This window comes from Mycobacterium asiaticum, assembly GCF_001673365.1.
Classification (GTDB): Bacteria; Actinomycetota; Actinomycetes; order Mycobacteriales; family Mycobacteriaceae; genus Mycobacterium; species Mycobacterium asiaticum_A.
Genome location: NZ_LZLS01000137.1, coordinates 1 through 12,662, shown reverse-complemented (window position 1 = coordinate 12,662; position 12,662 = coordinate 1). Strand labels below are relative to the sequence as shown.

The 12,662-nt window shown below is 63.6% G+C and carries 9 protein-coding genes and 1 pseudogene; 6 read left to right on the top strand and 4 right to left on the bottom strand.

Annotated elements, in window-relative coordinates; all coding sequences use genetic code 11:
- Positions 1-421: pseudogene (locus A5634_RS14720) on the bottom strand (TVP38/TMEM64 family protein); the annotation flags it as partial.
- Between the two features lie 167 nt (positions 422-588).
- Here A5634_RS14720 and mutA point away from each other — a divergent pair.
- From mutA to A5634_RS14700, 4 genes are all read left to right on the top strand, one after another.
- Positions 589-2,448 (top strand): methylmalonyl-CoA mutase small subunit, encoded by a 1,860-nt coding sequence (gene mutA / locus A5634_RS14715; RefSeq protein WP_065144785.1) that lies wholly within the window; start codon positions 589-591, stop codon positions 2,446-2,448.
- 3 nt (positions 2,449-2,451) lie between these two features.
- Positions 2,452-4,713: a methylmalonyl-CoA mutase gene (gene scpA / locus A5634_RS14710; protein WP_065144784.1), complete on the top strand. Its 2,262-nt coding sequence runs from the start codon at positions 2,452-2,454 to the stop codon at positions 4,711-4,713.
- A 118-nt stretch (positions 4,714-4,831) separates the two neighbouring features.
- Positions 4,832-5,803 (top strand): methylmalonyl Co-A mutase-associated GTPase MeaB, encoded by a 972-nt coding sequence (meaB, locus tag A5634_RS14705; protein ID WP_065144783.1) that lies wholly within the window; start codon positions 4,832-4,834, stop codon positions 5,801-5,803.
- A gap of 63 nt (positions 5,804-5,866) precedes the next feature.
- The gene (locus tag A5634_RS14700; RefSeq protein ID WP_065144782.1) at positions 5,867-7,153 is read left to right on the top strand and encodes a serine hydrolase domain-containing protein; all 1,287 of its coding nucleotides are present in this window, start codon (positions 5,867-5,869) and stop codon (positions 7,151-7,153) included.
- Here A5634_RS14700 and A5634_RS14695 read toward each other — a convergent pair.
- The 3 genes from A5634_RS14695 to A5634_RS14685 all read right to left on the bottom strand — a co-directional run bounded on the left by A5634_RS14695 (position 7,150) and on the right by A5634_RS14685 (position 9,133).
- Positions 7,150-7,362, bottom strand: coding sequence for a dodecin (locus A5634_RS14695; protein ID WP_065144781.1), 213 nt, complete (start codon positions 7,360-7,362; stop codon positions 7,150-7,152). The genes A5634_RS14700 and A5634_RS14695 overlap by 4 nt on opposite strands.
- The gene (rfbG, locus tag A5634_RS14690) at positions 7,359-8,387 is read right to left on the bottom strand and encodes a CDP-glucose 4,6-dehydratase (protein ID WP_065144780.1); all 1,029 of its coding nucleotides are present in this window, start codon (positions 8,385-8,387) and stop codon (positions 7,359-7,361) included. The genes A5634_RS14695 and rfbG overlap by 4 nt, the downstream gene beginning before the upstream one ends.
- A 257-nt stretch (positions 8,388-8,644) precedes the next feature.
- The gene (locus A5634_RS14685; RefSeq protein ID WP_065144779.1) at positions 8,645-9,133 is read right to left on the bottom strand and encodes a GtrA family protein; all 489 of its coding nucleotides are present in this window, start codon (positions 9,131-9,133) and stop codon (positions 8,645-8,647) included.
- A 314-nt stretch (positions 9,134-9,447) separates the two neighbouring features.
- Between A5634_RS14685 and A5634_RS14680 the strand changes: the two genes are divergently transcribed.
- Both A5634_RS14680 and A5634_RS14675 read left to right on the top strand, forming a co-directional pair.
- The gene (locus A5634_RS14680) at positions 9,448-10,704 is read left to right on the top strand and encodes a nucleotide sugar dehydrogenase (RefSeq protein WP_065144778.1); all 1,257 of its coding nucleotides are present in this window, start codon (positions 9,448-9,450) and stop codon (positions 10,702-10,704) included.
- A gap of 142 nt (positions 10,705-10,846) precedes the next feature.
- The gene (locus A5634_RS14675) at positions 10,847-12,307 is read left to right on the top strand and encodes an ArnT family glycosyltransferase (RefSeq protein WP_065144777.1); all 1,461 of its coding nucleotides are present in this window, start codon (positions 10,847-10,849) and stop codon (positions 12,305-12,307) included.
- Positions 12,308-12,662 lie beyond the last annotated feature (355 nt).

The window sequence follows — 12,662 nt, the reverse complement described above, 5'->3', positions numbered from 1 at the left end:
CGAGTCGGCCGATGGTGCGGCTGCGAACGAGCCGGTTGAGCCGCCATCCGGTGGCCCTGATCAGCAGTACGGCCAGCACCGCGCTGGCCGTACTGGCCGTCACCGCGATGCCCACACCGAACACCGGGCCGAACAGCAACCCCGCGGTCAGCGTGAACGCCGTGCGGGGAAAGGGCAGCACGGTGACGAGGGTGTGAGTGAGCCAGAACACCAGCGGAAACCACGGCCCCAGCGATCGAGCCCACTCGCGCATCTCCACTGCCGTCGGCAGCGGAACCAGCAGCGCGATTGCCACCACGGCTGTGATTCCCACCACGCTAACAACCAGCCTCGGCAACGACGTCTGACGCGCCGCCGAGACCACGGCCGCGGCGATACCACGCACCGTATCGGTGGTTTTGCTGATCGCGGCGGTCGTCACGGCTCCCAAGAGTACGGAACGAAAATGAATATCGAGTTTCTCCGGTCTGGCGTTTCGTCGTAGCGGCCAGTCGCTGGGCGGTTCGCGATTCCTAAATTCGGGCCGGAATCAATTAGCCTTCTTAGTTAAGCAACGCCGTCTGTTGCTGCAGAAACAGGAGCTAATCGGTGTCCATTGATGTACCCGAACTCGCCGACCTAGAACAGGTTCGCGGGCGCTGGCGCAGTGCGGTTGCCGGTGTGCTGTCCAAGAGCACCCGAACTGATCCGGCCGATCTCGGCGACCACCCGGAAGAGCGGTTGGAAACCCCCACCTACGACGGGTTCGTCATCCGCCCGCTCTATACCGCGTTCGACGAGCTGCCCGAGCCGCCGCTGCCCGGTCACTGGCCGTTTGTGCGGGGTGGCGACGCAACACGCGACGTGAAGTCCGGCTGGAAGGTCGTCGAAGCCTTCCCGACCCCCGGTATCGATCCCGCCGAGGCCAACGCGGTGCTGTTGGGCGCCCTCGGAGAGGGCGTGAGCGGGCTGTTGCTGCGCGTGGGCGAGTCCGGGTTGGCGCCGGAGCGAATCGAGGCGCTGCTCGAGGGCGTGTACCTGAGCATGGCGCCGGTCATCCTCGACGCCGGTGCTGACTACGTCGCGGCGGCTGACGCCATGTTGGCGCTGGTCGATGCGGTGGAAGACGACCAGCGCGCCACGGTGTCGGTTGACCTGGGCGCCGATCCGCTGACCGCAACGTTCAGTGACCGCAGCGCGCCGACTGTCGAGGACGTCGTGACGGTCGCCAAACGCGCCGCCGACGCCCAAGGCGTTCGCGCGGTGACCGTCGACGGGCCGGCGTTCCACAACCTGGGCGCCACCGCGGCGTGGGAACTCGGCGCCACCATTGCTGCCGCCGTCACTTACCTTCGGGTCCTCACCGAATCCGGGATGACGGTCGAGCAGGCGCTGAAGCAGATCAGTTTCCGACTTGCTGCCGACGACGACCAGTTCATGACGCTGGCCAAGATGCGCGCTGTGCGGCAGCTGTGGGCGCGGGTCGCCGAGGTCGCCGGGGATCCCGACGGCGGTGCGGCCGTTGTGCACGCCGAGACATCGCTGCCGATGATGACTCAGCGCGACCCGTGGGTGAACATGCTGCGCTGCACGCTGGCCGCCTTCGGGGCGGGTGTGGGCGGCGCAGACACCGTCCTGGTGTACGCGTTCGATGTCTCCATCCCCGGCGGATGGCCGGGGACCGCGACCAGCTTTGCGCGCCGGATCGCCCGCAACACCCAACTGCTGCTACTCGAAGAGTCGCACGTGGGCCGGGTGCTGGATCCCGCGGGCGGATCGTGGTTCGTCGAGGACCTCACCAAGCAGTTGGCCGAACAAGCCTGGCAGCATTTCCAATCCATCGAAGCGCACGGCGGGTTCATCGAGGCCCACGACTATCTGGCCGCAAAAATCGGCGAACTTGCTACCAAACGCGCCGACGATATCGCGCATCGCCGCATCGCGATCACCGGTGTCAACGAATTTCCCAACCTGGGTGAAGCGCCGCTGCCGCAAGGGGATTCGTTGCAACGGGCCGGACACGTGCTGCGCTACGCCGCCGAATTCGAGGCACTGCGCGATCGCTCGGACGTCTACTTGGACCAACACGGCAAGCGTCCGCAGGTGCTGCTGCTGCCGCTGGGGCCGTTGGCCGAGCACAACATCCGCACCACGTTCGCCTCGAACTTGTTGGCATCCGGTGGAATTGAGGCGATCAACCCCGGCACCGTCGACGCCGATAGCGTCGCAGAAGCCGTCCGGAACGCCGAATCCCCGATTGTGGCGGTGATTTGCGGAACCGACAAGCGCTACCCGGATGAGGTTGCCGGTGTTGTCCAAGCGGCGCGCGCGGCCGGCATCGAACGGCTATACCTGGCCGGGCCAGAAAAGGCACTGGGTGAGAGCGATCACCGTCCCGACGAGTTCTTGACAGCGAAAATCAATGCGGTCGAAGCGCTTTCGGATCTGCTTACCAGATTGGGGGCCTAGATTATGACGGCTACTGTTCCCTCGATCGGCAGCTTCTCCGACGTTCCGCTGCACAGCGACCGGACCACAGAACCGCCCACCGAAGCTCAGGTGGAAGAGCACGTCGCCGCCGCGGCGAAGGCCCACTGGTACAGCCCCGACCAATTGCAGTGGCAGACGCCGGAAGGCATCGACGTCAAGCCGGTCTACATCGCCGCGGACCGCGCCGCGGCCGGCGAAGATGGCTACCCGCTCAACAGCTTTCCCGGCGAACCGCCGTTCGTGCGGGGGCCGTACCCGACGATGTACGTCAACCAGCCTTGGACCATCCGTCAATACGCCGGATTCTCTACCGCCGCGGAGTCCAACGCGTTCTACCGCCGCAATCTGGCCGCCGGCCAGAAGGGTCTGTCGGTGGCCTTCGACCTGGCCACTCACCGCGGCTATGACTCCGACCATCCCCGTGTTCAGGGCGACGTCGGAATGGCCGGTGTGGCAATCGATTCCATCCTCGACATGCGCCAACTGTTCGACGGCATCGACCTGTCGGCGGTGTCTGTGTCGATGACGATGAATGGTGCGGTGCTGCCGATCCTGGCTTTGTACGTGGTGGCTGCCGAGGAGCAGGGGGTGCCGCCGGAGAAGCTGGCCGGCACCATCCAGAACGACATCCTCAAAGAGTTTATGGTCCGCAACACCTACATCTATCCGCCCAAGCCCTCGATGCGGATCATCTCCGACATCTTCGCCTACACCAGTGCCAAGATGCCGAAGTTCAACTCTATCTCGATTTCGGGCTACCACATCCAAGAAGCTGGTGCCACAGCGGATTTGGAGCTGGCCTACACACTGGCTGACGGCGTCGAGTACATCAAGGCGGGCCTGGACGCGGGCCTGGATATCGACAAGTTCGCGCCTCGGCTGTCGTTCTTCTGGGGCATCGGCATGAACTTCTTCATGGAGGTCGCCAAACTGCGAGCGGGCCGCCTGTTGTGGAGCGAGCTGGTTGCGGAGTTCGATCCCAAGAGCGCCAAATCGCTTTCACTGCGCACACATTCGCAGACTTCCGGATGGTCGCTGACCGCCCAGGACGTGTTCAACAACGTCGCCCGCACCTGCATCGAGGCGATGGCCGCCACCCAGGGCCACACCCAGTCGCTGCACACCAACGCCCTCGACGAGGCGCTGGCGTTGCCCACCGACTTCTCGGCCCGCATCGCGCGTAACACCCAGTTGGTGTTGCAGCAGGAATCGGGCACCACCAGGCCGATCGACCCTTGGGCGGGTTCGTATTACGTGGAGTGGCTGACCCATCAGCTTGCGCAGCAGGCCCGCGCCCACATAGAGGAGGTCGCCGAACACGGCGGCATGGCCCAGGCCATCAGCGAAGGCATCCCGAAGCTGCGGATCGAGGAAGCGGCCGCGCGCACCCAGGCCCGCATCGACTCCGGCCAGCAGCCGGTGATCGGGGTCAACAAATATCAGGTCGAAGAGGACCAGGAGATCGAGGTCCTCAAGGTCGAGAACAGTCGGGTGCGTGCCGAGCAGCTGGCCAAATTGAAGGAACTGCGGGCCAGCCGGGACAAGGCGGCCGTCGAGGCCGCGCTGGCTGAGCTGACGCGTGCGGCCTCAGAGCAGGGCGCCACCGGAGAAGATGGGTTGGGCAACAACCTGATGGCGTTGGCCATCAACGCGGCCCGGCATAAGGCCACCGTCGGCGAGATCTCGGACGCGTTGGAGAAGGTCTACGGGCGGCACCAGGCCGAAATCCGTACCATCGCCGGGGTCTACCGCGACGAAATTCAGGGAGGGTCCAACATCACCGGGCTGTCCGAAGCAACCGAACTCGTGGAGAAATTTGCCGAGGCCGACGGTCGCCGGCCCCGAATTCTGATCGCCAAGATGGGCCAGGACGGCCACGATCGCGGCCAGAAGGTGATCGCGACCGCGTTCGCCGACATCGGCTTCGACGTGGACGTCGGGTCGCTGTTCTCCACGCCCGAGGAGGTGGCCCGCCAGGCCGCCGACAACGACGTGCACGTGGTCGGGGTTTCCTCGCTGGCCGCCGGTCACCTGACGCTGGTCCCGGCGCTGCGCGACGCGCTGGCCGAGGTCGGACGCCCCGACATCATGATCGTGGTCGGCGGTGTCATCCCGCCGGGCGACTTCGACGAGCTGTACGAGGCCGGCGCCGCCGCCATTTACCCGCCTGGCACCGTGATCGCTGACTCCGCGACGGGCTTGTTGAACAAGCTCGCCGAGCGTCTCGGGTACTCGCTGGACTAATGGCTGCCCCACCCGTCCGCGAGCCGAACGACACCGCGATTTTCGCCGCGATTTCTCGCCGTGTGGTTCGGTTCGCGGCCCAAGGGCCCAGAGGGTTCGCGGCCGAGAGGCGAAAAGAGTGAACATCGCGAAGCTGGCCGCCGCCATCCGCGCAGGTGACCGCGCCGCATTGCCGCGGGCCATCACGATGCTCGAGTCCACCCGCCCCGACCACCGCGAACAGGCCCAGGAACTGCTGCTGGCGCTGCTGCCGGACGTCGGCAACGCCCACCGGGTCGGAATCACCGGCGTACCGGGGGTGGGCAAGTCCACCAGTATCGAGGCGCTGGGAATGCACCTGATCGAGCAGGGCCACAAGGTGGCCGTGCTGGCTGTCGACCCGTCTTCGACGCGCACCGGCGGCTCGATTCTGGGGGACAAGACCCGGATGGCGCGCCTGGCCACGCAGCCCGACGCCTACATCCGGCCGTCCCCGACGTCGGGGACGCTCGGTGGTGTAGCAAAGGCCACCCGGGAGTCCATTGTCCTGTTGGAGGCGGCGGGTTTCGACGTGATCCTGATCGAAACCGTCGGCGTCGGGCAGTCCGAGGTGGCGGTGGCCAACATGGTCGACACCTTCGTTCTGCTCACGCTGGCCCGTGCCGGGGATCAGTTGCAGGGCATCAAAAAGGGCGTGTTGGAGCTGGCTGACATCGTGGTGGTGAACAAGGCCGACGGCGACCACCTCAAGGAGGCGCGGATGGCCGCCCGCGAGCTCTCCGGCGCGATCAGGCTGATCTACCCTCGCGAAACGCTCTGGCGCCCACCGGTTCTCACGATGAGCGCGGTGGAGGGCAGCGGGCTTGCGGAGTTGTGGGACACCGTGGAGAAGCATCGCGAGGTGCTCACCGAGGCGAGTCAGTTCGAGGCGCGCCGCCGCGATCAGCAAGTGGATTGGACCTGGCAGTTGGTCCGTGACACGGTGCTGGACCGGGTGATGTCCAATCCCGCGGTACGCAAGGCCCGCCGGGAGGTGGAACGCGCGGTTCGCGACGGCGAACTGACCCCTGCGCTAGCCGCCCAGCAAATACTTCAGATCGCAACTCCCTAACGGATGGGTAAATAAGTCGGGGGTTTGCAAGTGGCCTCTTTGAAAACGAAGTAAATTCAAAGGGTGACGGTAGACATCGGAGTCAATCGCCGCGCTGTTCGATCTCACGATGCTCCTGACGCAGGGCATGGTGTGTTCGGTGCCGCGGACTCCCACTTCGCATGCGTTGTTCGTGCTTTCTCCACCATGTTCCCGTATCACCGCTTCGGCGGCGGGGCGCTGGCGGTCTATCTCGACGGTCAACCCGTCGTCGACGTCTGGAAGGGCTGGGCCGACCGGAACGGCGAGGTGCCGTGGTCGGCGGACACCGCCCCCATGGTGTTCTCGGCGACCAAGGGCATGGCGGCCACGGTTATCCACCGGCTGGCTGACCGTGGGCTCATCGACTACGAGGCCCCGGTAGCCGAGTACTGGCATTCCTTCGGAGCCAACGGCAAGGCGGACATGACGGTTCGCGAGGTGATGAAGCACACCGCCGGGCTGTCGGGGCTGCGTGGGGCCACCCAGGCGAACATCTTCAACCACGTTGAGATGGAGGAGCGGCTAGCGGCGGCATCCCCGGGGAGGCTGCTGGGACAACCTGCCTATCACGCACTGACCTTCGGCTGGCTGATGTCCGGACTGGCCAGGGCGGTCACCGGCAAGGACATGCGGGTGTTGTTCCGCGAGGAGTTGGCCGAGCCGCTGGGCACCGACGGTTTTCACCTTGGCCGCCCGCCGGCTGACTCGCCCACCCGCGCCGCCGAGATCATCATGCCCCAGGACATCGCGGGCACCCCGGTGGTGAATTACGCGATCCAGAAGATCGCCAATCAGTTCTCCGGCGGATACCGCTCCATGTACTTCCCGGGGGTCATTGCGTCGGTGTCGGGCAACATGGCCATGCTCGACGCCGAGATTCCCGCCGCCAACGGCGTCGTGACGGCACGCGCACTGGCGCGGATGTACGGCGCGATCGCCAACGGCGGCGAGGTCGACGGCACCCAATTCCTGTCGCGGCGACTCGTCGCCGGCCTGACCGGTGAGCGGGTCATCCAGCGCGACCGAAACATCTTCATGCCGATGGCTTTCCATCTCGGCTACCACGCTCTGCCGTTCGGCAACGTCATGCCTGGATTCGGACACGTCGGGCTAGGCGGTTCGGTCGGGTGGAGTGATCCGGAGACCGGGCTGGCGATCGGCGTGGTGCACAACCGGTTGCTGACGCCGTTGGTGCTGACCGACCATGCCGCGTTCGTCGCTCTCTACGCGCTGATTCGCAAGGCCGCGGCCAGCGCCCGCAAGCGCGGCTACCGGCCGGTGCATGGGCTCGGCGCGGCGTACACCGAGCCGGGACAGGTCGCGGGCTAGGAGTCCTCGAGGCGGAACCCGACCTTCATGGTCACCTGGTAGTGGGCAACGGCGCCGTCTACCAGGTGACCACGAACGGACTGCACTTCGAACCAGTCCAAATTGCGCATGGTCTGCTGGGCGCGCGTGAGCCCGCTCTTGATGGCCGCGTCGACCCCGTCGGGTGAGGTGCCGACGATTTCGATAACGCGATAGGTGTGGTTGCTCATGGGTGCCCCTTCGTTAGCGCGTCGAATGCCTCGATCTGTTCTTGGGTGACAGCGAGTGGGTCGGCGCCGTCGTGTACGCGTCGTTCCCAGTCGATCGTCCAGGACACAGCTTCACGGAAGCCGAGGCGGTTGCGCCAACCTAATTCCTGTTGGGCCTTCGTGGCGTCGAGTGCCAGCAGGTTCGCTTCGTGGGGGTGATCGCCGGGTTGGTTGTCCCAGTGGGCGCCACCGCCCCAGAGGTCGGCGGCCAGGGTGGCTACCTGTCCTACTTCGACGAAGCTGTCGCGACCCGGGCCGATGTTCCACTGGCCTAATCCTGAGCCGGCCAACAGCGCGTCGGCGATCACCAAGTAGCCATTAAGACAATCGAGCACGTGCTGCCAGGGGCGCACCGCCCGCGGGAACCGCAGCAGGGGAGCCGCACCGCTGGCATAGGCGCGCACCAAGTCGGGGAAGAGCCGTTCGTGGCTGACGTCGCCGCCGCCAATCACGTTGCCGCCGCGGGCAATTGCGGTAGGGCAGCCGGGGAAACTGCGGATCCAGGACTGGGCCAGCAGATCGGCCATCGCCTTTGAGGCGCTGTAGGGGTCGTCGCCGCCGAGGGGATCGGTTTCGACGTAGCCAGCTTCCTGGTCGACGTTGCGGTAGACCTTGTCGGTGGTGATGACGACGTGCGCACGGACCGACTTCGTGGCGCCGACGGCCTCGAGGACGTTCAGCGTGCCCATGGCGTTGGTCTCGTAGGTAAAGCGCGGGTTGCGGTAGGACTCCCGGACCAGCGATTGGGCCGCCAGGTGCACGACGACGTCGGGGGCGGTGTCCTGGATTGCTGCTGTGGTGGCTTCGGCGTCGCGGATGTCGATGCGGTGGTCGGTTTGAAGTTGCTCGGGGAGCCGGGCCCGGTCGAACAGGCTGCCGTCCGGGGGATCGAGAGCCAAGCCCGAGACCCGGTGGCCGCGGCTGAGCAGGAGTAATGCGAGCCAGGGGCCTTTGAAACCGGTGTGTCCGGTGATCAGGTAGTGCATCGTCTACCGCGGGGATGCAGGCGCAGCAGTCGGTATCGGTTCCGGCATTGGCGACTCCTTTGAGCGGCATGCGTCGACAAGTCCCACATACTATGCGCATCGGGGCCGCTCGATCGGCAGTGTCCGTACTTCAACCGTGCAGAGTCGTGAAAGCTGTTGGGTTGCAGGCATACTGGCGCAGCCAAACATGTCGAGTGCCGTTCAGCGGGACGGGTTCTGGCGGGATTCCGAGCGCCGGTGACGGGTCAAACTGCCGGTCAGGACGCCTGGTGCGCCAACGGTCGTTCGAGTATCTGTCCGTAGGTGGCTGGTGACGAAAACCAGCGGTCCAACAGGAAGTACCGGCCAATCCAAACTACGCCGAAGCCGAGCACCTGAACTAGGAATACAACTGCACCCTGGACTGGGCGCGGCTCGCCAACCATGGCTTTCTCGACCAGGTAAGTGAAGCAAGTGGCCAACGACACGGCCAACATCACGGCGAACCAAAACGCAAGTGCCTGCGTACGCAAGTTGGGGCCCGAACCGACGCGCCAGACGAACCGCTTGTTAGCCAAGAAGTTTGGCACCGTGACGATACCCGCCGCCAAGAACGACGCTGCGGTGTAGTGGTGCAGCCAAAGGCCGAAGAGTTGGATGAGCCCTTGGCCAAGAGCTAAGAAGACGAGCGCCACCGCGACGTAGCGCAACCTCTTGTCGCTTGTGGCCATGCCGCCGTAGCCGCTGACGCCCCCCACGAGCCTCATGCTCAATAAATTACCGCTGGTTAGCCCGGGCGGTGGCGGAACTGAGAATCTGCATCGGCTGAGTTGGCTGGACACCCATCGGTCGTACGGATTCAGGAGTTAGAAATGCGGGCGACATGAGTTCGATGTTTGCTGTCTTTGCGCAGGCCGCGGCCGGTTTTCGACCCAAGGTCAGCTGGCAAATTGTGCAAAACCCCTGCGTGCGCGCGCAGGACCTCGTACGCTTCACTCTGGCTAAGTCTCAGGGTGAGGGGGAAGCTGCGTGCTGACACCCTGTGCGCAATTTAGGGAAGATGCGGGGAGGCGGCCGTCTCATGACAACTCAAACCAGTGAACGCATTTGCATCATTGGCGGTGCCGGACACGTCGGTCTACCGCTGGCACTGGTGCTTGCGGACGAGGGCTTCCACGTCGACATCGTGGATACCAACGCGGCCGCATTGAAATCCATCATGGCGGGCCGAATGCCGTTCATCGAAAGTGGCGCCGAGGAGCTGCTTGAGCGACTGCTGCCCACTGGTCGTATCTCGGCCACCACGGACTCGTGGGCAGTGCGCAATTGCGACATCGTGATCTGCGTCGTCGGTACTCCGGTGGACGAATACCTGACTCCGCAAGCGCACACTTTCTTCCGCATCATCGATGAGATCAGTCCGTACTTCCGTGACGGACAAACCCTGATATTGCGAAGCACCGTTTATCCGGGTCTGAGTCAACGTGTCCACGACATGTTTCAAAAGCGGGGGATCGGTGTGCACGTCACGTTCTGCCCCGAACGTATCGCGCAGGGTCACTCCATTCGTGAGCTGAGAATGATTCCCCAGATCATCAGCGGCTTCGACGCTGACGGACGCCGGATTGTTCGCGATCTTTTCTCTCGGATAACGTCCGAGATTATCGAGGTAGAGCCGCAGGAAGCCGAGCTAGCGAAGCTATTCTGCAACGCTTACCGCTACATCCAATTTGCGGTGGCCAACCAGTTCTACCTGCTTAGCCGTGAGGCGGGACTCGATTTCGACCGCGTTCATCATGCGGCCACTTACAAGAACGGACGCGTCGATAGCCTGCCTAAAGCCGGCCTGGCCGCGGGGCCTTGCCTCTTGAAGGACACCATGCAGTTAGCTGCATTCAGCAACAACAACTTCATGCTGGGCCACTCCGCGATGCTCATCAACGAAGGTCAGCCGCAGTTCATCGTCAATATGCTCAAGCGTCGAGTCGATCTGCGCGACAAGACAGTTGGACTTTTGGGTATGACATTCAAGGCCGATTGCGACGACACACGCGACTCGCTCAGCTTCAAACTTCGGCACCTTCTCATGCTCGAGGCGGGGAAGGTCATGTTGCATGACCCGTTCCTGGATGGTCCGGACTACTACCCGCTGGACGTCGTTTTGGGACGCGCCGATGTCCTCGTAGTCGGCGTGCCTCACTCTATTTACCGCGGTCTGCAGATTCCGGCCGACAAGATTGTCGAGGATGTCTGGGGTTGCTTGAACGTCGTTGAACACCAAGACGATCAGACGAACGCAGTGTTGGCCACGCTAGGCGCGGGAGCAAGCGAGAAGTGAGCAATCTCCTGGCATCGATCCGGGCCTGAAGCGGGATGACCGATTGCTTACCTCTGACATGTCGAGCCGGGTAGAAACGGCACCCAGGAGCAACCGAGTCCGTGCTCTAACGAGTCACGTCTACCGATCGGTCGATCCGTTCGTGGCGTGGTTGACCGCGTCGATCCTCATTGGAACGTTGATTCGCATCCCGCAGCTGTCGCACCGTCTCAACGAAATGCACGAGTTCCGGCAAACCCAGACAACTTATGCGGCACTGGAATTCGCGCGTCACGGTATCGATCTGCTGCACACTCCCTTGCCTGTATTCGGGCCGAATGCTGATGTGCCAATGGAGTTTCCCCTTGCCCAGGCCATGGCGGCGCTGCTGATTCGCATGGGTCTCGGTTCTGACTCGGCGATGCGCATCGTAGGGCTCGTGGGTTTCCAGGCTTCGGCGATCCTGTTGGCGGTTCTGGTTTACCGGTGGCACGGAAAGCTCACCACGATCGTGGTATTGGCGCTGTTCGAGTTGTCGCCGTATGGATTAGCATGGGGCGCGTCCGCGCTCGTGGACTTTCCCTCCGTTGCGTTTTCGCTCGGAATGGTTCTCGGCCTTGACTATTGGTTCCGCGACCGTTCAAGTGTCGGGCTGCTTCTTGGTTCGATCAGCGCGTGGCTGGCGTTTCTGGTGAAGACCACCACTCCGCCTGCTTGGTGCGTGCTCGTCCTGGTTTCGGCGGTGTCGGCATACTCAGCGAATCGGTCGTGGCGTCGGGTGATCGCCGGCTTGGTGGCCGGGCCGGTACCCGGTTTGGCGCTGGGGCTCGCGTGGGCTCATCATGCTGACGCGATCAAGAGGCACAATCCGGTGGCGCAGTACTTGACCAGTGGAGAACTGCAAGATTGGAATTTCGGAACTCTGCAGCAAAGGCTGGACCCGATCGCCTACACGCCGGCACTTGCGAGGATTGGTCTGGAGATCGCGGGACCGCTTTTCCTGGGGGTGGTCCTGGCAGTGCTCGGTATCAAATGGGCTCCAACGAAACTCGAGCGTTTCCGTCGCGCGGGATGGCTTGCGACCGCGATATCCGCACCACTGCTGCTACTGAATCTCTACTTCACACACAGTTACTACCTCATCGCCGTCTACCCGGCGATCGTCGCCGCCGTCGGCATAGGGATTGTGGCGCTTGCCCGACGTGTGCGGTCGAACACGGAGGTCTTTGCGGCCGCCGTCACCGGCCTCGTCGTGATTGGCTCAGCTGTCCTGATCTACAACCCAATGCAATGGGCAATGGCGCCCGCACCCGACCTGGATGCGCAACATATAAAGGCTGTCACCGACCGAGACGACCTGATTGTGGTGATGGGCTGTGACTGGGACCCCACAATTTTGTATTACGCCGATCGACAGGGGTTGATGCTTCCGGACTGGCTGCTTCCGTTTCCAAGCAAGGTTGATCAGGTATGGGCCAGGCTGAATGTCAACGACTATCGCTACGTGTTCACCTGCAAACTTAGCCTCGATATCGCGAAGTACCTGCCTCCGGGGTACTTGGTGATCCCAGGACCGGCACCGGGATTGTCTAGAATCGCCCGTGGCCCGGCCCCGGTCGGCTAATCCCAGGACCACCTGGGATCAGCGGCTACTGTGCTCATTGAGCCGGTGCCGGATTGGCAGTAGTGCATAAGCCTCCTCGGACGCGTCTGATGGAGTGTTGATGGTTACGTTCTCGGGTACGGCTCACCTGCGGCAACGCGTCGCACCAAAAGATCCAGCTGAGTAATCGACTGAAACGCCGGTAGGGCGACCGGAAATTTCGTACGCTCGTCCCAACAGAGTCATCACCCTGGGCAATGACGGCTGTACGCTCGCAGCCCAGGAATTGAGACATCGGATCGATCAGGGAGGGTGGCGGGTCGCGTGGCGGGTCAGCCGGGGAAGCGGATTTGCATCGTAGGTGGTGCGGGTCATG

Excerpts from the sequence above, each read along its gene's own strand:
- scpA (WP_065144784.1), top strand. The coding sequence starts at position 2,452 with ATGACGGCTACTGTTCCCTCGATCGGCAGCTTCTCCGACGTTCCGCTG.
- A5634_RS14695 (WP_065144781.1), bottom strand. The coding sequence starts at position 7,362 with ATGAGCAACCACACCTATCGCGTTATCGAAATCGTCGGCACCTCACCC.
- rfbG (WP_065144780.1), bottom strand. The coding sequence starts at position 8,387 with ATGCACTACCTGATCACCGGACACACCGGTTTCAAAGGCCCCTGGCTC.
- A5634_RS14685 (WP_065144779.1), bottom strand. The coding sequence starts at position 9,133 with ATGAGGCTCGTGGGGGGCGTCAGCGGCTACGGCGGCATGGCCACAAGC.
- A5634_RS14680 (WP_065144778.1), top strand. The coding sequence starts at position 9,448 with ATGACAACTCAAACCAGTGAACGCATTTGCATCATTGGCGGTGCCGGA.